Below are 21,644 nucleotides of genomic sequence, written 5' to 3' on the forward strand. Positions count from 1 at the left end.
GAGGGGCGCGATTACCGGACGATCAGCGAGTCCAGGTAGCCGCGCAGGTTGCGGACGGTTTCCGCGACCGAGTCTCCACCGAACTTCTCCAGGGCGGCGTCGGCCAGCACCAGGGCGACCATCGCCTCGGCGACGACTCCCGCAGCCGGGACCGCGGTGACGTCGCTGCGCTGGTGGTGGGCCTGGGCGGGCTGGCCCGTGCTCACGTCGATGGTGTCCAGGGCCCGGGGCACGGTGGCGATGGGTTTCATTGCGGCGCGGACCCGCAGCGGGTCGCCGGTGCTCATGCCGCCTTCCACGCCGCCGGCCCGGTTGCTGCGGCGGCGGATCCCGTCGGGGCCGACGTCGATCTCGTCGTGGGCGGCGGAACCGCGCCGGGCAGCGGTGCGGAAGCCGTCGCCGAATTCCACGCCTTTGATCGCCTGGATGCCCATGAGGGCCCCAGCCAGCCGCGCGTCGAGGCGGCGGTCCCAGTGGACGTGGCTGCCCAGGCCGGGCGGCAGCCCGTAGGCGATGACTTCGACGACTCCGCCGAGGGTGTCGCCGGTCTTGCGGGTGTCGTCTACTTCGGCGACCATGCGGGCGCTGGTCTCCGGGTCGAAGCAGCGCACCGGGTCGGCGTCGACGCGGGCGAGGTCCTCCGGGGCGGGGATGGGGGCGTCGTCGGGGACGGAGACGCTGCCCATCGCCACGACGTGGCTGACGATTTCCACGCCGAGCGCCTGGCGGAGGAACTGGCGGGCGACTTCACCCAGGGCGACGCGCGCGGCGGTCTCGCGGGCGCTGGCGCGCTCCAGGATCGGGCGGGCTTCGTCATAGCCGTACTTCTGCATGCCCACGAGGTCGGCGTGCCCAGGCCGGGGGCGGGTCAGGGGGGCGTTGCGCGCCACCCCTTCGAGCTCCTCGGCGGGCACGGGGTCGGGGGACATGACTTTCTGCCATTTGGGCCATTCGGTGTTGCCCACCTGGATCGCCACCGGCCCGCCGAGGGTGCGGCCGTGACGGATCCCTCCAATGATGGAGACCTCGTCCTTCTCGAACTTCATGCGGGCGCCCCGGCCGTACCCGGCGCGACGACGGAGCAGGGCGGCGGCGATGTCGTCCGAGGTGACGGACACGCCGGCCGGTAGGCCCTCCAGGATCGCGACGAGTGCCGGCCCGTGGGACTCCCCAGCGGTCAGCCAGCGCAACATGACTCCGATCTTTTCACGTCCTGTCCCGCACAGCGACATCGATCTCACCCTTTGACCGGTTTCCCGCGTGCGGCGGGCGGGGCTAGGCGGCGAGGAGCAGCGGGATCGGGTCGCCGAAAAGGAGGACAGCGAGGGCCCCGCCCACCATGAACGGGCCGAGGGGCAGGTGGCTTTTCAGGCTGGCCCGGCCGAGCAGGACCAGTCCGAGGCCCACGCAGGAGAAGGCGAGGAAGGCGAGGAAGGTGCCGCTGACCACGGGGGTCCAGCCGTCCCAGCCCAAGTAGAGGCCGATCAGGCCGGAGAGGGTGACGTCGCCCCATCCCATGCCGGGCGGGTAGATGGCCCGCAGGAGCCGGTAGAAGCCCCACAGGGCGGCCATGCCGCCGAGGGCGTGCAGGAAGGCGGTGCCGCCGTGGGGGGTGGTGAGGGCAGCGGCCCCGAGCAGGGCGAGGGCGATGGGGTAGGCGGGGCGGACGAGGAGGCGGGGCAAGCGTGTGACCCGCAGGTCGATGCTGGAGAGCAGGGTGCCCCACAGGGCGAGGAAGGCGAGGGCCGCGATTTCGGCGGCGGAGCGGTGCGCGGCGCCGAAGCCGACTGCCGCGAACGCGGCGGCCGCGGCGGCCACGGTGGGCCAGGGGGCGCGGACGGTTTCACCGCCGGGGCCGCGTCCGGTCAGCACGAGCCGCCACGGCAGGGGGGACCAGGGCGGCCAGGGCACGACCTGTCCCGAGCGGGGCAGGGTGGGCGGCAGCGGACCGGGTGAGGCGGGGTCGTCGCTGGGCGGGTAGTCGGGGAACAGCACGACGACGCGCCCGGTGAAGAAGGCGAGCAGGCCGCCGAGGGGGGCCATGGCGAGGGCGAGCGGCAGCGCGGAGGACATGTCCGGCATTCTGCCGCTTTCCCGCCCCCGGCGGCAGCGGGATCCGCGCGGCTGTGGACACCGGGACCGCTGCGGGAGGTGAGATGCGTCTCACCGGTCGCGGCGGGCGCGGACCACTGCGCTCAGCTCGACGCCCCCGGGCAGGATGACGGCGAGTTCGGTAGCGAGCCGTTTGGCTACTTTGCGGATCACTTCGTCGTCGCGCCGCTCCAGTTCCAGCCGGATGCCGATGTCGGCCCGCTCGGAGTCGTGGATGCGGACCCGCTCGATACCGAATTCGGTGTGGGTGATCCGGTAGATCAGCGCGAGGACCTGCGGGTCGTCTTTGGGCTCGGGCACCATGCCGTGCTCGGCGAGGGCGCTCAGGAAGCGGCCTTGGATCGCGTAGGTGACGGGGCCTGCGACGTCGATGACGACGGCGTCGGCTTTGTCTTCGTAGGCGGCACGGCAGGCGTCCTGGGTGGTGACCGGGATGGGCCGGGCGTCTTCCCGCCAGCGTTTGACCGTGTCGACCGAGGTGAAGGCGAGGACACCGCGCCGCCCGTCCTTGCCGATGAGCACGGGCATCGCGACTTCGCTGCGTTTTTCGCGGACGCGGCCGTCGGGGCCGGTGGCGGTTTTCACCGGCCGTGCCACCACAGGGACGAGGAGCCGCGAGTGGCGCAGCGTTTCGAGCACCTGGCGGTCGCCGACCCTGCCTCGGGCATAGGCGTCGAGTTTCTCCCGGACGCGGGGGTCAGCACTGCCGTCGTCGTTACGGAACTGCTGCGCGCCGATAATGGTAGGTCCAGCCACAGTGGTGACTCTACTGCGTAGTGGCGGGTCCCCTGAGTGTACTCCCAGGGAATGCGCGGGTGTCGCGGTCTAGTGCGCGGTGGGGTCGCGCAGTCCGCGTTCGAGGACCGCCAGGATGTCGCGGAATTGGGCGGTCTGCTCGTCGGTCAGCCGACCGAAGAGGTATTCGCGCACCTGCGCGACGTGGCCGGGAGCGGCGGCCCGCAGCACTTCAGCGCCTTTGTCGGTGAGGACCGCCCAGAAGCCGCGCCGGTCCTCCACGCAGTCTTCCCGGCGCACGTATCCGTCCCGCTCCAGGCGGGCCACCTGGTGGGAGAGGCGGCTTTTGGAGACGAGGACCGTCTCGGCGAGGGTGCGCATGCGCATCCGCCGTCCTTCCGCCTCGGACAGGTGGACCAGGATGCCGTATTCGACCAGGGTGAGCCCGTTCCTGCGCCGCAGGTCCCGGTCGAGCCGCTCCTGGAGCAGGGAGTTGACTGTGAGGAAGCTGCGCCAAAGGCGCTGCTCTTCCTCAGTGAGCCAGTTGACCGCGTCCATGGCGGCCATCGTACTTACGCCTTCTCTCTCCATGCACTCACTTTTTCTTCTCAGGAAGAAAATTCTTCGGATGTTGTTGTATATTAAACAACGTTGTTCCACGGATCCATCCATCACCCCTGGGAGGAAACCACCATGACCGAACAGCAGCTCCCCGCAGGCACGTGGACGATCGACGCCGCCCACTCCGAGGTCGGCTTTAGCGTGCGGCACATGATGGTCAGCCGGGTGCGCGGCCGCTTCGAGAAGTTCGACGCCACGCTGACCGTGCCGGAAGACCCGCTCCAGTCCTCGGTGGTCGCCACCATCGACGCCAGCTCCATCAACACCAACAACGCGCAGCGCGACGAGCACGTCCGCTCCGCCGACTTCCTCGACGTCGCCAACCACCCCGAGTTCACCTTCACCTCCACCGGGCTGCGCCAGGAGGGGGAGAACTTCGTCCTCACCGGTGACCTGACCATCAAGGGCAACACCCGCCCGGTGGAACTGGCGCTGGAGTTCAACGGCTCCACCACCGACCCCTACGGCCTGAAGCGCGCCGGCTTCCACGCGTCCACTGAGATCAGCCGCAAGGAGTTCGGCGTGGACCTCCACATGCCGATGGACGGCGGCGGTGTCGTGGTCGGCGACAAGATCACGATCGAGATCGACGCCGAGTTCACCCTCAAGCAGGACTGACCCTCCTCGACAGGCTTTCTCCAGCGCTCTCGCTATCGTGATGGGGCCGCCGGTGCACACCGGCGGCCCCGCATTCATTCCGCACACGAAAGGACGTCAGCGTGTCTGCCACCCCGTTCTCCCCCGACGTCGTCGCCGCAGTCACGCAGCACATGAACGACGACCACCCGGACGACACCCTGCTCATCGTCCGCGCTTTCGGCGGCTATCCGGAGGCGACTGCGGCGCGGATGACCGGTCTGGACGGCACCGCGGGAGAGTACTCCGCCACCGTCGACGGCCGAGAGGTCGCCGTGCGCATCCCCTGGTCCCAGCCGCTCACCGAACGCGCCCAGATCCGCACCGAAGTGGTGCGGCTGTACCGGGAGGCCTGCGCGCGGCTCGGCGTCGCCCCGCGCGGGGAAGCCCAGGAGGGGACGGAGCACTGAGCTGCCTGGCGCGGTCCCGTGCCCTTGCGACGCATCCGCGGCGCGCTCCACTGCGTCTCATCGGATGACCGGAAAGCGCGCCTGGGCCGCGCCCGGTCACCTACCCTGAGAAGGGCCGACAGTTCGGCCCACCGTTCCTGGAGCGTCGCTTCCCGATGACAGTTCCCCAACCCTCTGACCCTGAGTCGCCCACCCGCAAAATCGAGGCGGTCGAGCCGACCGTCCAGCTCACCCCCTCGGAGCCGGGTGTCACCCGCAAGCTCACCGCGCTGCTGCGGCCCGGCGCCACGCGGCGCCTTCCCGCGGCCGAGCCGCGCACCGCGGTGCTGACCAGGCCGGTGCGGCGCCGGGGAAGGCTGGGGCGGCTCGCCTGGCGGGTACTGGAAGGACCGGCCAGCGAAGTCGAATACCGGATCCCTGCGGAGCTGCGGGAACGCTACACCGTCCAGGAGTATGTCGGCGCGGGCGGCGAGGCGGTGGTCTACCGGGCCGTGCCGGTGGGCCGCGACGGACCGCCGATCGCGCTCAAGCTGTACCGGTCCGGACACGACATCAACCGGGACCTGCTGGACCGGATCAGCGCCCTGGGCACGGTCAGCCCGCACATCCCCGTGCTGCACGGCTACGGGTATGCCCGCGCTCCGTGGGGGGAGGAGATCGCCTGGGAGGCGCAGGAGTACTTCGCGCTGGGCTCGCTGCGCACCCTTATCGACCAGGCCCCGCTCCCCGACGACCAGGCCCGCGCCGTCATCGCGGCCCTCAGCGATTGCCTCGGCTACTGGCAGCAGTCGCTGAACTACAACCACACCGACGTCAAACCGGAGAACCTGCTGATCCGCTCCCTGGATCCTCCGGTGTTCGCGCTGACCGACTTCGGCGGAGCCGTCCGCGCGACGATGAGCCAGATCTACGGCGGGCAGGCCATCACCGAGGCCTACGCCGCGCCCGAGGTGATCGAAGGGCGCCGGGAAGCCCCGGCCGCGTGGTGGTCGCTGGGGGTGATCGCGCACGAGCTGGTCACCGGGCAGCGTCCCCCGCGCAGCGGCAACTGGTTGACGGCCCGCAGTACCGCGGTGGACCTCTCCGCGGTCGCCGATGAACGCTGGCGGCTCCTGATCCGCGGCCTGCTCACCCCGGACCCTAAGACGCGCTGGGGTGACGCCCAGGTGCGCCAGTGGCTGCGCGGGGAGCGCCCCAGCGTGGCCCGGCCGCGCAAGCACCGGCCCATCACATTCGAAGGCGTGGCGCACGAGGACCCGCCCAGTCTCGCCTTCGACTTGATGGACCGGTTCGATAAGGGGGCGGTGTGGCTGCAACGCCGCCACCAGGAGGTGGAGACGTGGCTGTCCCGCGAAGTCCACGACCTCACCTTCGACCCGGCCCCGCTGAAGCAGCTCCGCACCCGCCCGGAGCGGGCGCACGTCGCGATCAGCGCCCTGGCCGCCCAGTACGTGCCAGGGCTGCCCCCGCGCTACCGGGGCCACCAGATCACCGCCGAAGGCGTCTTGGAGCTCGCCCGCGGGGAAAGCACCCAGCAGGCGGTTCTGCGCGAGGCGATCGAGTGGGGGGCCGTGCAGTCGGCGGCTCGGCACTGGTGCACCCACCCGCGGTGCCGCAGCCACGAAACCCGGCGCTGCCAGCTGCTGGAACTGGTGCACCACGAGGTTCCGCTCATCATGCGGCAGGTGCGGGCCACCGTGGACGGGCTGGCGCAGACACCCGACTTCACCCCGCCGGAAGAACACGACTGGGATGCGGCCTGGGCGCGCGCCGCCGAACTCGTCTTGGACCCCGAGGCCGCGGCACGCTACCGGCGGCTGCTGCTGACCCGCTCGTGGCTGCCCGGCCGCTACGGTGATGCTGCCCGCGCCCGGTGGTGGACCGAGCAGCGCACGACTGCGCTCCGCGGCGACCGCACGGCCCGGAGCACCCGGGCGGCCCTGGTCACCGCGGTCCTGCTGCTGCCCAGCGCGGTGCAGGCGGGGGCCGCGCAGCGGGCCCGGGCGGCGACCGAGTCCCGGGAGCGGCGCCAGCAGCGCTGGGAGCGGTTCACCTCGTCGGTCGAGTCCCGCTGGTCGGCGACGCGGGCTCGGCTGGCCCGGCAGTGGGAGAAGCGGCGTACCGGCCCGTTCGAATGGCATACGCCGGAGGCGCGGGAGGAGCGGCGGCGCCGCCGGGAAGCGCGGCGGATGGAGCGCGGGATGGCGCGGCTCCAGCGGGCCATGGCGGCGGGCCGCTGCCGCCGTTTCGCCCGGCCCGCGGCGCTGGCCGGGCTGCTGGACGGGTGCGGGCTGTGGCTCTGGGAGTCCCAGGGCGGCCTGTTCACCGACCAGGAGTGGGTGGTGACCGCGTTCGGGTGGGCGGAGGCGATCCGCGACAACAGCCTGGTCACCTTGGCCGCCCAGCTCTGCTCGTCGCTGCTGGAGCTGCTGCCGGGCGGGATCGGCCTGGTCTGGTGGTTCCCGGTCCTGCTGGGGGTGCTGCTGTTCGCCTTGGGGCGGACCGCGGCCAATCAGCACCGCAGTGCCCGCACCCGGCTGGTCGCCTACCGTCTCGCGGTGGTCGCCAGTGTGCTCGTCGTGGTCAGAGCACTGGCCCACGGGCTGTTCTTCCTGTTCATGGGGGTGCTGATTCCCGCCGCGCTCTTGGCCGGCTGAGCTGGGCTGCGGGGGTGCCGAAAATCTAACCAAACTCTTGTGGAACACAATGTGCCTGGTAGGCAGCCCAGAGTAACTGACCACCCCCGGCCACCCCGGTTTCCGGGAAGCGGAAAAGGGTTATATTCGCAAACGGTTCGTCAGCCCCACAAATCGGAGAACTGGTGCAGAAAATGGCCGAGGGTTCGCATTCCGCTATCACGTTGGAAGCGGGAAAGTACCGCGCCACAGTCGACCCGCTCGGTGCCGCCCTGCGCACGCTGCACTGGGGTGAGCGGGAACTCGTCTGGGGATACCCGGAGGGCCGCCCCCAACTCGCGCAGGGACAGATCCTCCTCCCCTGGCCGAACCGGATCGACCACGGTCGGTACTCCTTTGGCGGGACCACCTACCAACTGGAGATCACCGAACCGGAACTCGACAACGCGATCCATGGGCTGACCAGCACACTCCTGTGGCAGCCGAGCCAGATCACCGCGGACTCGGTCCGTTTCACCCTCGCGTTCGACGGCGCGCCCGGCTACCCCTTCCGCATGGAGTTCTGGGTGTGCTACAGCCTCGACCCCGACCACGGGCTGCACGTCCGCATCGGGGCGCAGAACACGGGGGACGGCCCGGCACCCTACGGCCACGGCAGCCACAACTACCTCACTTTGGGACTCCCGGTCGACGAGGTCACCCTGCAGCTTCCCGCCGCGGAATGGCAGCCCGTCAACGAGCGGATGATCCCCACAGGACCGGTCCGCTCCGTGGCCGGCACCGACTACGACTTCCGCACTCCCCGGCAGGTCGGCCCCACCGTCTTGGACACGGCGTTCACCGGCCTGCGCTTCGACGAGGCGGGGCGTTCCTGGACGGTGCTGAGCGCCGGGGAGCTGTGCGTCGGCCTCTGGGCCGATGACAGCCACCCGTGGCTCCAAGTGTTCTCCGCCGACTATCCCGGCCCGGAACGCCGCCGCCATCTGGCTGTCGAACCGATGACCTGCCCGCCCAATGCGTTCGTCACCGGAACCGACCTGATCGTGCTGGACCCGGGGCAGAGTATCGAGTCGTCCTTCGGCATCACCTCTACCCCGGAGTGACGCGGCACGTCATGCGGGGCGTCCGCGGCTCCGGGGCTCCTAGGTCAGGATCGAGGTCAGCGCCAGGACGATGATCGTCAGCCACAGCAGAGTGATGACGATCCGGTCGATCCGGCTCTGATGGCGGTACTTCCTTCCCCAATGTTTGGAGCCCATGTCCTTAGGACGTTTCCGCTCCACGGAAGGTTCTCAGTTTCGGCCAGGTTTTTACCTCGTTATGACAGGAATTGAAGGATCCCTACCGCCCTGGCCGGGGCCGGGACGCCCGCGGACTCAGCCGCGGCTGGGTTCTGCTGCTTCGCCGCGCTCCCGCAGGTGGTGCCGGAACTCTTCGAGGTAGGCCCGGGCCAGTTCCCCGTCGTTGCTCTGGATCCCCATCACCGCCAGGGTGGAGCCGTCGGCCAGGTCGATACTCGGCCACGGCTCCCCCACCGGCATTCGGGCGTCGATGATCTCCGGCCACACCAGGACGTGGGTGCGGATCACATTGACCACGGTCACCCGGTGCTCGGTCAGCTCGAGCCGGGGCCGGGCCAGGAAACGCAGCCCGCCCCCGATCAGCGCGCCCACCAGGATCAGCGAGATGCGGTCCTGGATCCCCCAGTTCGGGGGCATGATGACGGCGAGGAACACCATGGTCGCCATGATGAGCGCGGCGAGTCCGTAGGCGACGATGCGGAGGTTGCGTGGTCGGAAGGTCACCGGCAGCGCACGCGGCGCCTGCCGGTTCATCCCGTTCACCATGCCCCTGTCTCCCGCATCCTGGATCGGCACGCCTGGCTTCCCCTCTGTGCTCTTCTTCCGTCACGTGGTTGTCGGCCGCGGCCGTCAGTCCCGTTGTCCTCGTGCGTCCCGGAGTTTGCGGAGCACGAGGGCGGTGTCGAGTGCCGCTACCGCAGCCTCCCATCCCTTGTCTTCCTTGCTGTCCGGGAGGCCGGCACGGTCCCGTGCCTGTTCCAGGGTGTCACAGGTCAGTACTCCGTTGCCCACGGGGACCTCGGTCCGCAGCGCCACCTCGGTCAGCCCGTGGGTGAAGGACTGGCACACGTAGTCGAAGTGGGGGGTGTCGCCGCGGATAACCGCGCCCAGCGCCACGACGGCGTCGTGGGTGCGGGCCAGTTCCTGGGCGACGACGGGGATCTCCACGGCTCCGGCGACCCGCACCACCGTCGTCTCGGCCACCTTGCACTGTTCAGCCGCGGCTAGGGCCCGCTCCAGCATCGGTTCGACGACTTCGGCATTCCACCGGGTGGCGACCACCCCGAGGGTCAGCCCTTGGGCGTCTACCGTGTACTCAGGCCGTCCAGCTCCGCTCATCGTTACTGCTCTCCACCACGGTCAGGAGGCCAGACCCGGCAGGTCGTGGCCCATACGGTCGCGTTTCGTACGCAGGTAGCGCAGGTTGTCGGGGGTGATGGCGGCGGGGAGCGGGATCCGCTCGTCGACCACGACGCCGTGCGCGGCCAGCCCGGCGGCCTTGTCCGGGTTATTGCTCAGCAGCCGCACCGACCGCACGCCCAGGTCGAGGAGGATCTGCGCTCCGGTGCCGAATTCGCGGGCATCGGCGGGCAGCCCCAGTTGCAGGTTGGCGTCCACCGTGTCCGCACCCTGGTCTTGGAGCCGGTAGGCGCGGAGCTTGTGCAGCAGGCCGATGCCGCGGCCTTCGTGGCCGCGCTGGTAGACGATCACTCCGGCACCGGTTTGGGCGATCCGCGCCATGGCCGCGTCCAACTGGTCGCCGCAGTCGCAGCGGTACGAGCCGAACGCGTCCCCGGTGAGGCATTCAGAGTGGAGCCGGACCAGCGCCCGCTCCCCGGTGCCGAGGTCGCCGTAGACGAGGGCCACGTGCTCGGAGTCGTCCACGACGGAGCGGTAGCCGACCGCCCGCCATTCGCCGTAGCGGTTGGGGATCCGGGTCTCCACGACCCGTTCGATGAGGGTCTCCGTGCGGCGGCGGTAGGCCACGAGCTGTTCGATGGAGACCAGGGCGAGGCCGTGCTCGTCGGCGAAGGCGCGGAGTTCCGGCAGCCGGGCCATGGTGCCGTCGTCGTTGACGATCTCCGCGATCACCCCGGCGGGGCGGCGGCCAGCGAGCCGGGCCAGGTCCACGGCGGCTTCGGTGTGCCCGCGCCGCACCAGCACCCCGCCGGGACGGTAGCGCAGGGGGAAGATGTGGCCGGGCCGGACGAAGTCGCCGGGCTCGCTGGCCTCGTCGGCGAGCAGCCGGATCGTGCGGGCACGGTCCGCGGCGGAGATGCCGGTGTGCACCCCGGTACGGGCGTCCACGGTCACGGTGTAGGCGGTGTGCAGCCGGTCCTCGTTGCGCGGTGTCATCAACGGCAGGTTGAGCCGGTCCAGGTCTTCGCCAAGCATCGGCACGCACACCACCCCGGAGGTGTGGCGGATCATGAAGGCCAGCAGTTCGGGGGTGGCCGCATCGGCGGCGAAGACCAGGTCGCCCTCGTTCTCCCGGTCGGCGTCGTCCACGACGACGACCGGGCGTCCCGCGGCGATGGCTTTGAGCGCCTCGTCGATGTCGTCCAGCGGGATGGGGCTGGCGGTGCGGTTCACGGCAAACTCCTCTGTGCGGCAGGAACGGTAGGTCACGACGGTCAGGCGAACGAGTGCACTGCTGGGGCCTCAGCGTTGCGGCGGGCCCGGTAGTGGCGCATCCAGTTGCGGAGCCCGAGGACGGCGAGCACGAAGAACACGCCGTAGACGACACCGCTCACCCACAGGCCGGACAGCACGGTGATGGGGATGCCCACCATGTCCACGACGATCCACACCACCCAGAAGTCGACGAGCCCGCGGCTTTGGGCGTACATCGCCACTGCGCTTCCCACGAAGATGAACGCGTCCAGCCACGGCGCCCAGGACCAGCCGGTGACGGTGAAGAACCAGCCCACGGCGGCGGTTCCTCCGGCCAGGACGGCGATCAGGCGGAGTCGTTCTGCCCGGTGGGCGGGGCGTACCGCGAGGTCTCCTTCGTCGCGGATTCCGCGCGCCCAGCGGTACCACCCGTAGACGGCGAGCCCCGCGACGACCACCTGTTTGAGCGCGTTGCCGACCAGGTGGGCGTCGACCGAGACCACGAAGAGCAGGAACGTGCCGGTGAGCTGGACGGGCCAGGTCCACAGGGTGCGGCGGATCGCCAGCGCCACGGTGGCCAGGGCCGCGAGGTTGCCGATCAGGTCGGCCCAGCGGACATGCTCACCGAACAGCGTGAACCCGGCGTAGGCCCACTCCAGCCATGCGCTGCCGGGGCCGCTCATCGGATACCGCCCACCCGGTCGCCCAGCAGGCGCTCCACGTATTTGGCCAGGGTGTCGACCTCGATGTTGACTTTCGTGCCTACCGTGGCGAACCCGAGGGTGGTGGCTTGCAGCGTGGTAGGGATCAGGCTGACCGTGAACGAGGAGTCGGTGCAGGCGGCAACGGTGAGGCTCACCCCGTCCACGGCGATGGACCCTTTTTCCACCACGTAGCGGGACAGGCGGGCGGGCAGGGAGAAGGTGACGGTTTCCCAGTCCGTGCCGGGAACCCGCTCGGTGACGACGCCGGTGCCGTCCACGTGCCCTTGGACGATGTGGCCGCCGAGCCGGGAGGAGACTTTGAGGGCGCGTTCCAGGTTCACCGGGGAGCCGACGGTGAGCGCGCCCAAGTTGGAGCGGTCCAGGGTCTCCTTCATCACGTCGGCGCTGAACCGGCCGTCGGCCAGTTCGGTCACGGTCAGGCAGACCCCGTTGACCGCGATGGAATCGCCGGGAGACGCGTCTGAGGTGACGTCAGGACCGTGGATGGTGAGCCGGATCGCATCCGCGGAATCCGATCCCACCGGGGTGACCTCGACAACCGTGCCGAGTTCTTCAACGATGCCGGTGAACATGCGAGAGCCTTCCCCCTAGCCAGGTCAGGCTCCGGGGTAAGGCGGCATCAGACGCCATCGGACCGCCGCGGCACACAGCAGCGAGTACCGCACAGATCCACCACGTACTACCTCCCATCCGGACTTTCACCGTCGGTACCGGAGTTTCACCGGTTCCACCAGCCGATGGCTTCGACTGGGTCGCGGACTGTCACCGCCGGTTCGGACTTTCACCGACCCCGGAGCACGCGTGTGTACTTCTTGCCCAACAGTGTGCCACGGAGGGGTATTCCGCGGCCAGACCAGGGTGGGGAACCGAATCCCGCACTATTCACTCTTCGTTGCAGGAAAAATACTTTTTGTTCTTATTGCGTTCATCACCTGCAACAAAAGTGACGGAAAGGAAACGGATCGTGCGGGCGGGATGCCGCGGTGGTCGGACCAGTCGGGTGCGGGAGCCGGTCCGACCGCGGGTCTAGCGGGCGGTGGCCCGCTCTGCGAGGGCGCGCAGGTGCTCGACGGCGGCCGCCGGGTCTTTTTCGCCGTAGACCGCGGAGCCTGCCACGAAGACGTCGGCCCCGGCTTCCGCGCACCGTTCGATCGTCTCCGCGCTCACTCCGCCGTCGACCTGGAGCCACACCGAAGCGTCGGCGTTGCGGATGAGTTCGCGGGCGCGGCGGATCTTCGGCAGCACGAGGTCGAGGAACTTCTGGCCGCCGAAACCGGGTTCGACCGTCATGACCAGCAGCATGTCGATCTCACCCAGGAGGTCGGCGTACCCGTCGACCGGGGTGGCGGGGTTGAGTGCCAGCCCGGCGCGGGCCCCGGCCGCACGGATCGCCCGGAGCGTGCGCACCGGCGCCTTGGCGGCTTCGGCGTGGATGGTGACGCTCTGCGCGCCCACTTCGGCGTAGGCCGGGGCCCACCGGTCCGGGTCCTCGATCATCAGATGGCAGTCCAACGGCAGCGGCGCCACCTTGAGCAAGGACTCCACGACGGGCAGGCCCAAGGTCAGGTTGGGCACGAAATGGTTGTCCATGACGTCGACGTGCAGCCAGTCGGCGGCACCGGCGACGGCCTCGACTTCGTCGGCCAGGCGCGCGAAGTCGGCGGAAAGGATGCTGGGTGAGATCTGGATTGCCACGGAAGAAGAGTGTATTGGGGCCGAATCTCAAGGTCAGACCGGCTCAGCGTTTCCGCAGCAGCGCCAGGAACATCGCGTCGGTGCCGTGACGGTGCGGCCAGAACTGCACGAAGCGGTCGGCGGCGACGTCGGGGACTTCCGGCAGGTGGCGGGCAGCGTTGAGCAGGTCCGCGTCGTCGCGTCCGGCGAGGACGTCGGTAACGACGCCGCGGGTCTCCGCGAGGTGCGGTGAGCAGGTGACGTAGCCGACCACTCCGCCGGGGCGGACCGCGTCCAGGGCCCGGTTGAGCAGGGCGCGCTGCAGCGGGACGAGTTCGGCGAGGTTCTCCGGGGTGCGCCGCCACCGCGACTCGGGGCGGCGGCGCAGCGCGCCCAGGCCGGTGCACGGCGCGTCGACGAGCACCCGGTCGAAAATGCCGTCCCGCCACGGCGGCTGGGTGGAGTCGGCCACGATGACGCGGGCGGAGTTGCCGAGCGACCGGTGGACGGCGCGGGCGACCAGTCCGGCCCGTGCGGGCTGCACTTCGGCGGCGAGCAGGCGTCCGCCGCGCTCCCCCACGAGTCCGGCCATGAGGGCGGCTTTTCCGCCCGGTCCGGCGCACATGTCCAACCACTGCTGGTCAGGGCCGGAGACCGGCACCCGGCTCAGGGCCAGAGCGACGAGCTGGCTGGCTTCGTCCTGCACGACGGCGCGGCCTTGGCGGACCAGGCGCAGCATGCCGGGGTCCCCTTCCGGGAGGACCGCCCCGTACGGCGAGTAGCGGGCGGCGACAGCGCCTTCGTCGACCAGGTCGGTGACGGTGGCGCGCCCGGGTTTGGCGAGCAGGGTGACGCGGGGCCGCTCGTTGTGGGCGGTGAGGAGCCGTTCGGTCTCTTTCAGGCCGCTGCTGGTCTCGTCGCCGAGCGCTTCCGCGAACGCCTGGACCACCCAGCGGGGATGGCTGTGGGTGATCGCGAGGTGTCCGACAGGGTCGGTCTTCCGGTCGGGGGCGAGCACGCTCAGCCATCCGGTGAGGTCGCGTGCGGTGACTTTGCGCAGGACCGCGTTGACGAATCTGGCGCGGTGGTGGCCGACGATCCGGCGGGCCAGGTCGACGGTGCTGCTGACCGCGGCGTGCGGGGGGACGTCCATGGACAGCAGTTGGTGGGCGCCCATGCGCAGCAGGGGGAGGACTTCGGTGTCGACGGAGCGCAGGGAGCGGTCCACGCAGGCGTCCAGGACAGCGTCGTAGGAGCCTTGGAGGCGCAGAGTCCCGTAGGTCAGCTCGGTGGCGAGCCCGGCGTCCCGTCCGGTGATCCCCCGTTCGCGGAGGAGGACGGGCAGCAGCAGGTTGGCGTAGGCGTCGCGGGTCTGGACTGCGTACAGCACGTCGTAGGCGACGCGGCGGGCCGGGTCCCGGGGGCGGGTCCGCGACGCGGAACCGCGAGGGCTGCGCCGGGTCGTGCGGTACGGGGATGAGAATCTCTGGGTCACGGTTGAGCCGCCTCGTCCCTGATCGTGGTGACGCTGTGTCTTGCGGTACGTCCCTCACCAACGAGGGTATCGGTCTGCCTCGGCATTCTCAGTCGTCTCCGAGGCGTTCCCCGTCGCCGATCCGGGCACCGCGGGCCCAGTCGGCGGCGGGCATGGCTTTCTTGCCTTGCGGCTGGACTTCGCCGAGCCGCACCGGGTGGGTGGCGGTGCCGACCAGCACGTCCCGGCTGGTGGCGACGAGCTGGCCGGGGGGCAGGGGTGCAGCGTCGGGAAGGGGTTCGACGGGGCCGAGTTTGATCCGGGTACCGCGGAAGCGGGTCCACGCGCCCGGGGCAGGGGTGCAGGCGCGGATGAGGCGGTCGACGCGCAGGGCGGGGGCGGTGAAGTCGACCCGGGCGTCGTCGGGGGTGAGTTTGGGGGCGTAGCTGACGCCTTCGCTGCCCTGCGGGCGGGGGACGAGCTCGTTCTTGGCGATGCCGTCGATGGTGCGCACCAGGAGTTCCGCGCCCGATTTCGCGAGGCGTTCGAGCAGGTCTCCGCTAGTGTCGCGGGGGCCGATGGGCTCGGTGACCGTGCCGTAGACGGGGCCGGCGTCGAGTTCCCGTTCGATCTGGAAGGTGGTGGCTCCGGTGATGTCGTCGCCGTGCAGGATGGCGTGTTGCACGGGGGCAGCGCCGCGCCAGGCGGGAAGCAGGGAGAAGTGCAGGTTGACCCAGCCGTAGCGGGGGATGTCGAGGGCTTCTTGCCGGAGCAGTGCGCCGTAGGCCACCACAGGGCAGCAGTCGGGGGCGAGCTCGCGGAGCCGGTCGAGGAAGGCGGGGTCGTCGGCCCGCGCGGGTTTGAGGACTTCGATTCCGGCTTCGGCGGCGCGGCGCGCAACCGGGCTGGCGACGAGGCGGCGGCCCCGTCCTGCGGCCGCATCGGGCCGGGTCACGACCGCGACGACCTCGTGCTCGGAGGCGAGTAGCGCATCCAGGGACGGCACGGCCACCTCGGGCGTGCCCGCGAAGACCAGTCTCATGTACGACCCCCTCATCCGCGATGGTGAGACCACGGCCGCTGCACCGCAGGGCTCTCCTGCTGCCGGTTCTGTCCGACCGTGGTCCAAGCGTATTGATCTTCGCGGGTGTCTCGGTCCTGCTGTGCCACGGCGTCGGGGAGTGCGCCGGTGTCCTCCCGCTGCCCGGCACTACCCTGCCCGGCCGGTAGTTACGCCACGCGTTTTTCTCCGGCGGGTTTCCGGAGTTCTCCTACCTCCGACCACCACGGGTTTTCCCCTGTGTTTCCGCGTTTTTTCTGCTATTTTCCTCCGACTCCGTTGTGACGCCCATTATCGATATGGATGATCTGACGTCTGAATCCCCTTGTCACCCTAGACATTCACCCATTTTGTCGCTTTTACGGCTTTCTTTGGGAGTTCTCCGTTTCACCAAGGAACAAAACCGCAACGGAGAGTAGGCGCGGTCTTTACAGCTCCCTTGCCAATGGTTATCGTCCGAACGGAAAACGATCTGGGAGCGCTCCCAGCCATGCGCTCCTCTTCGTGCCCCTCACTTCTTTTGAGCCTTGTGCTCGTTAGGAGCCCCGAATGTCCCCCAGACCTCTTCGCGCTCTTCTGGGCGCCGCGGCGGCGGCCTTGGTCAGCGCGGCTGCTCTGGCCTTCCCGTCGCAAGCGGCGGCCAATGATTCTCCGTTCTACGTCAACCCCAACATGTCCTCCGCCGAATGGGTGCGGAACAACCCCAACGACCCGCGTACCCCGGTGATCCGCGACCGGATCGCCAGCGTGCCGCAGGGCACCTGGTTCGCCCACCACAACCCCGGGCAGATCACCGGCCAGGTCGACGCGCTCATGAGCGCCGCCCAGGCCGCCGGCAAGATCCCGATCCTGGTCGTGTACAACGCCCCGGGCCGCGACTGCGGCAACCACAGCAGCGGCGGCGCCCCCAGTCACAGCGCCTACCGGTCCTGGATCGACGAATTCGCTGCCGGACTGAAGAACCGTCCCGCCTACATCATCGTCGAACCGGACCTGATCTCGCTGATGTCGAGCTGCATGCAGCACGTCCAGCAGGAAGTCCTGGAGACGATGGCGTACGCGGGCAAGGCCCTCAAGGCCGGGTCCTCGCAGGCGCGGATCTACTTCGACGCCGGCCACTCCGCGTGGCACTCGCCCGCACAGATGGCTTCCTGGCTCCAGCAGGCCGACATCTCCAACAGCGCGCACGGTATCGCCACCAACACCTCCAACTACCGGTGGACCGCTGACGAGGTCGCCTACGCCAAGGCGGTGCTCTCGGCCATCGGCAACCCGTCCCTGCGCGCGGTCATCGACACCAGCCGCAACGGCAACGGCCCCGCCGGTAACGAGTGGTGCGACCCCAGCGGACGCGCCATCGGCACGCCCAGCACCACCAACACCGGCGACCCGATGATCGACGCCTTCCTGTGGATCAAGCTGCCGGGTGAGGCCGACGGCTGCATCGCCGGCGCCGGCCAGTTCGTCCCGCAGGCGGCCTACGAGATGGCGATCGCCGCGGGCGGCACCAACCCCAACCCGAACCCCAACCCGACGCCCACCCCCACTCCGACCCCCACGCCGCCTCCCGGCTCCTCGGGGGCGTGCACGGCGACGTACACGATCGCCAACGAGTGGAACGACGGCTTCCAGGCGACCGTGACGGTCACCGCGAACCAGAACATCACCGGCTGGACCGTGACGTGGACCTTCACCGACGGCCAGACCATCACCAACGCCTGGAACGCCGACGTGTCCACCAGCGGCTCCTCGGTGACCGCGCGGAACGTCGGCCACAACGGAACGCTCTCCCAGGGAGCCTCCACAGAGTTCGGCTTCGTCGGCTCTAAGGGCAACTCCAACTCTGTTCCGACCCTTACCTGCGCCGCCAGCTGACCCCTCCTGGCAGTGCACTGGGTGGCTTAGGCCGTGCTGGGGCCTAAGCCACCCCCTTTTTTTGTGACCTCCGCTGCACCACCAGCGGCTCTGGTAAGACAGAGAAGCCATGTCTGACCAGACCGATCCCGCTGAGAAAGCCCTCTTCGAAGCGCCGCGCGCCTCCAAGCCCTCGCGTCCCCGCAGCCGCCGCCCAGCCCCCACCCGGTCCGTGGCGCGCGTCGTCGTGGACACCCCGCTGCCCCACCTGGACCACCCCTTCGACTACCGGGTCCCCGAATCCTTGGACCAGGACGCCGTGCCCGGCTGCCGGGTCCGGGTCCGCTTCAACGGGCAGCTGCTCGACGGCTTCCTGCTCGAGCGGGCAGACACCTCCGACTTCCCCGGCCGGCTGGCCTACCTCCACCAGGTGGTCTCCCCCGAACCGGTCCTCACCCCGGAGATCGCCGCACTGGCCCGGATCGTCGCCGACCACTACGCGGGCACGCTCAGCGACGTGCTCCGGCTGGCCATCCCGCCCCGGCACGCCCGCGTCGAGAAAGAAACCCCGCACACCCCGCCCCCACCACCCCCGCTCCCCGAACCCGACCCCGACCCCGGGCCTTGGGCCGACTATCCGACCGGCCCGGCGTTCCTCACCGCACTCCGCGACCAGCGAGCCCCGCGCGCCGTGTGGACCGCACTGCCCGGGCCCCAGTGGCGCGACGCGATCGCGGCGGCCGCCCACACCGCGGCCGTCGCGGGACGCGGAGTCCTCATCGTCGTGCCCACCGGGCGCGACGTGGCGAGCCTCGACGCAGCGCTGACCGCGCGGCTCGGCCCCGGCCACCACGTCGCGCTCACCGCCGAGCTCGGTCCCGCCGAACGCTACCGGCGCTGGCTGTCGGTCCTGCGCGGCCACGTGCGGGTCGTGGTCGGCACCCGCGCCGCCATGTTCGCCCCCGTCCGCGACCTGGGCCTGGTGGTGCTGTGGGACGACGGCGACGACGTGCACAGCGACCCGCACGCCCCCTATCCGCACGCCCGCACCGTGCTCTCGCTGCGCGCCCACTACAGCCGCTCCGCGGTCCTCATCGGCTCCCACACACGGACCGCGGAAAGCGCCCTCCTCGTCGAATCGGGGTGGGCGCACCCGATCGTCGCCGACCGGGCCCTCGTCCGGCGCCGCGCCCCCCTGGTGCGAGCCGCGGGCGACGACGCGGAACTCGCCCGCGACGAGGCGGCCCGCACGGCCCGGCTGCCGAGCCTCGCGCTGCGGGTAGCCCGACAGGCCGCACGCCACGGCCCCGTCCTGTTCCAGGTGCCGCGGCGCGGCTACCTCAACGCGCTGGCCTGCGCCCGCTGCCGCACTCCGGCCCGCTGCGCCGCCTGCCGGGGGCCGCTCGCCCTGCGCAGCGCCCACGCCATCCCCTACTGCCGCTGGTGCGGGCACATCGCCGGAGACTGGCGCTGCCCGTCCTGCGAATTCCCCCGGCTGCGCGCCACCGTGGTGGGGGCGCGCCGCACCGCCGAAGAACTGGGGCGGGCCTTCCCTGCCCTGCCGGTGCGCACGTCGGGCCGCGACGAAGTGCTCACCGAAGTCCCCGCCACCCCGGCACTGGTCGTGGCGACACCGGGAGCCGAGCCGACAGTGCCTGGAGGGTATGCGGCGGCGGTGCTGCTCGACGGCTGGGCCCTGCTGGGACGGGCCGACCTGCGCGCCGCCGAGGAGGCGCTGCGCCGCTGGTGCAACGCTGCCGCGCTAGTGCGCCCCGCAGCCGAGGGAGGCCAGGTCGTCGTGCTGGCGGATGCGGCGCTCCCCGCCGTGCAGGCGCTCATCCGGTGGAGCCCGGCGGCTTTCGCGGAACGGGAGCTCGCGGAACGGCGGGAGCTCGGCTTCCCGCCCGCGGTCACCATGGCGTCGGTCACGGGGGACCCGGAGCGGGTGCGGGAGTTCCTCGCGCAGCTCGACCTGCCCGAAGCAGCGGAACTGCTCGGCCCGGTCCCCGTCGGCACCGACGGAACCGAACGCGCCCTGCTGCGCATCCGGCGGGCCGCGGCCCGGGAACTGTCCGCGGCCCTCAAAGCGGCGAGCGCGGCCCGCAGCGCCCGCCGGGAAGAAAAATCGGTGCACGTGCGAGTGGACCCGCTCGACGTGCTGTAGCCTGCTTCGCTCGCTGTCTCCTGCCCAGCCCGGCCACAGCGGCCGAGCCCGCCCCCGGGGAGGTCCCGTGAAGCATTCCACACCGGAGTTCGCCGCTATCGCCGAACGCGGCACCGTGCTGCGGTGCCAGGTCGGCTCCGAAGTCCACGGCATTGCCGTGCCCGGGCACGGCGACCGCGACGAGATCGGCATGTGCATCGAGCCGCCCGAATACGTCATCGGGCTGCGCTCGTTCGAACAGTACCTCTACCGCACCCAGCCCGAGGGGTCCCGCTCCGGTCCGGGCGACCTCGACGTGACCGTGTACTCCCTGCGGAAATGGACCCGGCTCGCGTTGGCAGGCAACCCCACGGTGCTGATCCCGCTGTTCGTGCCCGACACGGCGATCGTCCGCATCACCGACGTGGGACGGGAGCTGCGGGCCCATGCGGACCGGTTCGTGTCCCGGACTGCCGGCCGCCGGTTCCTGGGCTATCTGCGCGACCAGCGGGACCGCCTGCTGGGCCGCCGCGGCGGACGGCACACCAACCGTCCCGAGCTCGTCGACAGGTACGGTTTCGACGTGAAATTCGCCGCCCACCTGGTCCGGTTGGGCATCCAAGGGGTGGAGCTGCTGGAGACCGGACGTCTCACCCTGCCGATGCGGGAACCGTGGCGGACCTGGCTGCGGGACCTGCGCCAAGGACGGCACAGCCGCGACGAGGTGCTGGACGTGGCCGCCGACTACGAGCAGCGGCTGGTCGACCTCATCGCCCGTTCCGACCTGCCCGATCAGGCCGACCATGCGTGGGCGGACGCCTGGCTGGTCCGGGTCTACCGGGAGACGTGGCGCTCCTGGGAACAGCAGGGCGCCTCCAGGTGACCGCCGATCAGCAGCGGCGGGCCAGCCCGGCCAGTATCCCGGTTCCTTCAGCGACGACTTCCTCATCCGGGTAGGGCCACCAGGCGAGGTCGGCCACCCCCGGTTCCACCAGGCAGAAAGGGTCGAAGAGCGCGGCGGCGAGCGCTTGGGCGTACGGGTCGGCGGGGTTGGCGGGGCGCTGGCGGAGCGCCAGGTGGCTGCCGGGCGCCAGGACGCGGTGCAGCGCGGGGACCAGGTCGCGGACGTCCCCGCCGGGCAGCAGGTCGACGTCGATGAGCACTGCCACCGGCTCCCCCAGGTCGATACGGCCGCGCAGGCTGAGGTGCGCGGCCACGTCGTCGGGGCGCACCTGCTCCAGCCAGAGCATGGCGGGCTGAAGCGCCGACGCCCGCGGATGCAGCGGCACCGCGGTTCCGATGCCGACCTGCACCACGCGGGCGTCGGGACACTGCTCCGTGACCAGGGCGTGGACCCCGGTAGTGTGCGGTACCCGGGACCCGAAATCCACGTACTGCCGGATGCCCACGTCGACGATGAGGTAACTGAGACAGCGGGTGAGGAAGCGGCGCTCGGCTTCGGCCAGGCGGAGGTTCTGGGCGCGTTTCTGGGCGTCCGCCGGGGGGCGGCTGCCGGTGCGGTGGTCGTCGAGGGGGATCACCCGGGGGGCGTGCCCGCCCAGGGAGCGGGGTTCGTCGTCGAAGGGCAGTGCCTGCCGCTGTTCGATCACGATTGCCTTCCCCCAACCGTCGGCCGGCGAGGACGCGGCCGACGAGCGGGTGGCTCAACTCCGCGCTCGCCCACCGTGACCTCGGTCACTGACCTCCTGATCGTAGCGTCTCCGCGGAGAATCCCCTATCGGGCAATTCTCACGGTGTTTCCCACTATGCTGCCTACCCGCTCTTCGGCCGCACCGCCCCCGCCTTATGGGCATTTCTCTAGGAACCCCGACCCTTGACAATGATCGGCGGCGCGCAGGCATACTGAAA

General features: G+C 70.5%; 21 protein-coding genes and 1 riboswitch. Of the genes, 7 read left to right on the plus strand and 14 right to left on the minus strand.

Going from position 1 to position 21,644, the window contains the following annotated elements:
• Positions 1 to 11 precede the first annotated feature (11 nt).
• From aroC to CW348_RS02965, 4 genes are all read right to left on the minus strand, one after another.
• Positions 12 to 1,193: a chorismate synthase gene (gene aroC, locus CW348_RS02950; RefSeq protein ID WP_011291537.1), complete on the minus strand. Its 1,182-nt coding sequence runs from the start codon at positions 1,191 to 1,193 to the stop codon at positions 12 to 14.
• 82 nt (positions 1,194 to 1,275) lie between these two features.
• Positions 1,276 to 2,073 (minus strand): A24 family peptidase, encoded by a 798-nt coding sequence (locus CW348_RS02955; RefSeq protein ID WP_258076835.1) that lies wholly within the window; start codon positions 2,071 to 2,073, stop codon positions 1,276 to 1,278.
• A 90-nt stretch (positions 2,074 to 2,163) separates the two neighbouring features.
• Positions 2,164 to 2,868 carry an SseB family protein gene (locus tag CW348_RS02960; RefSeq protein ID WP_011291535.1) on the minus strand — a complete coding sequence of 235 codons (705 nt, stop codon included), beginning with the start codon at positions 2,866 to 2,868 and terminating at the stop codon, positions 2,164 to 2,166.
• Positions 2,869 to 2,937: 69 nt separating this feature from the next.
• Positions 2,938 to 3,414: a MarR family winged helix-turn-helix transcriptional regulator gene (locus CW348_RS02965; protein WP_104612577.1), complete on the minus strand. Its 477-nt coding sequence runs from the start codon at positions 3,412 to 3,414 to the stop codon at positions 2,938 to 2,940.
• Between the two features lie 126 nt (positions 3,415 to 3,540).
• Between CW348_RS02965 and CW348_RS02970 the strand changes: the two genes are divergently transcribed.
• The 4 genes from CW348_RS02970 to CW348_RS02985 all read left to right on the plus strand — a co-directional run bounded on the left by CW348_RS02970 (position 3,541) and on the right by CW348_RS02985 (position 8,253).
• Complete coding sequence (locus CW348_RS02970) at positions 3,541 to 4,086, plus strand: YceI family protein (RefSeq protein ID WP_011291533.1); 546 nt, start codon at positions 3,541 to 3,543, stop codon at positions 4,084 to 4,086.
• Between the two features lie 101 nt (positions 4,087 to 4,187).
• Positions 4,188 to 4,514: a DUF2470 domain-containing protein gene (locus tag CW348_RS02975; RefSeq protein ID WP_011291532.1), complete on the plus strand. Its 327-nt coding sequence runs from the start codon at positions 4,188 to 4,190 to the stop codon at positions 4,512 to 4,514.
• Between the two features lie 155 nt (positions 4,515 to 4,669).
• Positions 4,670 to 7,171: a protein kinase gene (locus CW348_RS02980; protein ID WP_011291531.1), complete on the plus strand. Its 2,502-nt coding sequence runs from the start codon at positions 4,670 to 4,672 to the stop codon at positions 7,169 to 7,171.
• 173 nt (positions 7,172 to 7,344) lie between these two features.
• A complete protein-coding gene (locus CW348_RS02985; RefSeq protein ID WP_016188478.1) occupies positions 7,345 to 8,253 on the plus strand; it encodes an aldose 1-epimerase family protein in 909 nt (302 codons plus the stop codon).
• A gap of 39 nt (positions 8,254 to 8,292) precedes the next feature.
• Here CW348_RS02985 and CW348_RS02990 read toward each other — a convergent pair whose 3' ends face one another.
• The 9 genes from CW348_RS02990 to fmt form a co-directional block, all read right to left on the minus strand.
• On the minus strand, positions 8,293 to 8,433 hold the full coding sequence (locus tag CW348_RS02990; RefSeq protein WP_155983531.1) for a hypothetical protein: 141 nt from the start codon (positions 8,431 to 8,433) through the stop codon (positions 8,293 to 8,295).
• Positions 8,434 to 8,526: 93 nt separating this feature from the next.
• Positions 8,527 to 8,997 (minus strand): PH domain-containing protein, encoded by a 471-nt coding sequence (locus tag CW348_RS02995; RefSeq protein WP_011291529.1) that lies wholly within the window; start codon positions 8,995 to 8,997, stop codon positions 8,527 to 8,529.
• 84 nt (positions 8,998 to 9,081) lie between these two features.
• Positions 9,082 to 9,570 carry a 6,7-dimethyl-8-ribityllumazine synthase gene (gene ribH, locus CW348_RS03000; RefSeq protein ID WP_016188477.1) on the minus strand — a complete coding sequence of 163 codons (489 nt, stop codon included), beginning with the start codon at positions 9,568 to 9,570 and terminating at the stop codon, positions 9,082 to 9,084.
• Between the two features lie 21 nt (positions 9,571 to 9,591).
• Positions 9,592 to 10,824, minus strand: a complete 1,233-nt coding sequence (locus CW348_RS03005; RefSeq protein WP_011291527.1) for a bifunctional 3,4-dihydroxy-2-butanone-4-phosphate synthase/GTP cyclohydrolase II — start codon at positions 10,822 to 10,824, stop codon at positions 9,592 to 9,594.
• A 41-nt stretch (positions 10,825 to 10,865) separates the two neighbouring features.
• On the minus strand, positions 10,866 to 11,528 hold the full coding sequence (pnuC, locus tag CW348_RS03010) for a nicotinamide riboside transporter PnuC (RefSeq protein ID WP_011291526.1): 663 nt from the start codon (positions 11,526 to 11,528) through the stop codon (positions 10,866 to 10,868).
• Positions 11,525 to 12,142: a riboflavin synthase gene (locus CW348_RS03015; RefSeq protein WP_011291525.1), complete on the minus strand. Its 618-nt coding sequence runs from the start codon at positions 12,140 to 12,142 to the stop codon at positions 11,525 to 11,527. Before CW348_RS03015 ends, pnuC begins: the two co-directional genes overlap by 4 nt.
• Positions 12,143 to 12,242: 100 nt before the next feature.
• A riboswitch (FMN riboswitch) is annotated at positions 12,243 to 12,373 on the minus strand.
• 223 nt (positions 12,374 to 12,596) lie between these two features.
• Entirely contained in the window at positions 12,597 to 13,265 is a 669-nt protein-coding gene (rpe, locus tag CW348_RS03020; RefSeq protein WP_011291524.1) for a ribulose-phosphate 3-epimerase, read from the minus strand.
• Between the two features lie 43 nt (positions 13,266 to 13,308).
• On the minus strand, positions 13,309 to 14,739 hold the full coding sequence (locus CW348_RS03025; protein WP_011291523.1) for an RsmB/NOP family class I SAM-dependent RNA methyltransferase: 1,431 nt from the start codon (positions 14,737 to 14,739) through the stop codon (positions 13,309 to 13,311).
• An 88-nt stretch (positions 14,740 to 14,827) separates the two neighbouring features.
• The gene (gene fmt / locus CW348_RS03030) at positions 14,828 to 15,760 is read right to left on the minus strand and encodes a methionyl-tRNA formyltransferase (protein ID WP_104612578.1); all 933 of its coding nucleotides are present in this window, start codon (positions 15,758 to 15,760) and stop codon (positions 14,828 to 14,830) included.
• A 567-nt stretch (positions 15,761 to 16,327) separates the two neighbouring features.
• Here fmt and CW348_RS03035 point away from each other — a divergent pair.
• The 3 genes from CW348_RS03035 to CW348_RS03045 all read left to right on the plus strand — a co-directional run bounded on the left by CW348_RS03035 (position 16,328) and on the right by CW348_RS03045 (position 20,658).
• On the plus strand, positions 16,328 to 17,653 hold the full coding sequence (locus CW348_RS03035; protein WP_011291521.1) for a glycoside hydrolase family 6 protein: 1,326 nt from the start codon (positions 16,328 to 16,330) through the stop codon (positions 17,651 to 17,653).
• 109 nt (positions 17,654 to 17,762) lie between these two features.
• Positions 17,763 to 19,796, plus strand: a complete 2,034-nt coding sequence (locus CW348_RS03040; protein WP_287462722.1) for a primosomal protein N' — start codon at positions 17,763 to 17,765, stop codon at positions 19,794 to 19,796.
• 67 nt (positions 19,797 to 19,863) lie between these two features.
• The gene (locus CW348_RS03045) at positions 19,864 to 20,658 is read left to right on the plus strand and encodes a DNA polymerase beta superfamily protein (RefSeq protein WP_011291519.1); all 795 of its coding nucleotides are present in this window, start codon (positions 19,864 to 19,866) and stop codon (positions 20,656 to 20,658) included.
• A gap of 7 nt (positions 20,659 to 20,665) precedes the next feature.
• Here CW348_RS03045 and CW348_RS03050 read toward each other — a convergent pair whose 3' ends face one another.
• On the minus strand, positions 20,666 to 21,385 hold the full coding sequence (locus CW348_RS03050; RefSeq protein WP_104612579.1) for an SAM-dependent methyltransferase: 720 nt from the start codon (positions 21,383 to 21,385) through the stop codon (positions 20,666 to 20,668).
• Positions 21,386 to 21,644: the final 259 nt, after the last annotated feature.

Source organism: Thermobifida sp. (assembly GCF_017577275.1).
In the GTDB taxonomy this organism is placed as follows: Bacteria; Actinomycetota; Actinomycetes; order Streptosporangiales; family Streptosporangiaceae; genus Thermobifida; species Thermobifida fusca.

What these genes read in the sequence shown, in the direction of transcription:
- CW348_RS02955 (WP_258076835.1), bottom strand. Translation starts at nt 2,073, where the DNA reads ATGTCCTCCGCGCTGCCGCTCGCCCTCGCCATGGCCCCCCTCGGCGGC.
- pnuC (WP_011291526.1), bottom strand. Translation starts at nt 11,528, where the DNA reads ATGAGCGGCCCCGGCAGCGCATGGCTGGAGTGGGCCTACGCCGGGTTC.
- CW348_RS03040 (WP_287462722.1), top strand. Translation starts at nt 17,763, where the DNA reads ATGTCTGACCAGACCGATCCCGCTGAGAAAGCCCTCTTCGAAGCGCCG.
- fmt (WP_104612578.1), bottom strand. Translation starts at nt 15,760, where the DNA reads ATGAGACTGGTCTTCGCGGGCACGCCCGAGGTGGCCGTGCCGTCCCTG.
- CW348_RS02995 (WP_011291529.1), bottom strand. Translation starts at nt 8,997, where the DNA reads ATGGTGAACGGGATGAACCGGCAGGCGCCGCGTGCGCTGCCGGTGACC.
- CW348_RS02985 (WP_016188478.1), top strand. Translation starts at nt 7,345, where the DNA reads ATGGCCGAGGGTTCGCATTCCGCTATCACGTTGGAAGCGGGAAAGTAC.
- aroC (WP_011291537.1), bottom strand. Translation starts at nt 1,193, where the DNA reads ATGTTGCGCTGGCTGACCGCTGGGGAGTCCCACGGGCCGGCACTCGTC.
- CW348_RS02965 (WP_104612577.1), bottom strand. Translation starts at nt 3,414, where the DNA reads ATGGCCGCCATGGACGCGGTCAACTGGCTCACTGAGGAAGAGCAGCGC.
- CW348_RS02970 (WP_011291533.1), top strand. Translation starts at nt 3,541, where the DNA reads ATGACCGAACAGCAGCTCCCCGCAGGCACGTGGACGATCGACGCCGCC.
- CW348_RS03015 (WP_011291525.1), bottom strand. Translation starts at nt 12,142, where the DNA reads ATGTTCACCGGCATCGTTGAAGAACTCGGCACGGTTGTCGAGGTCACC.
- CW348_RS02980 (WP_011291531.1), top strand. Translation starts at nt 4,670, where the DNA reads ATGACAGTTCCCCAACCCTCTGACCCTGAGTCGCCCACCCGCAAAATC.
- CW348_RS03035 (WP_011291521.1), top strand. Translation starts at nt 16,328, where the DNA reads ATGTCCCCCAGACCTCTTCGCGCTCTTCTGGGCGCCGCGGCGGCGGCC.
- ribH (WP_016188477.1), bottom strand. Translation starts at nt 9,570, where the DNA reads ATGAGCGGAGCTGGACGGCCTGAGTACACGGTAGACGCCCAAGGGCTG.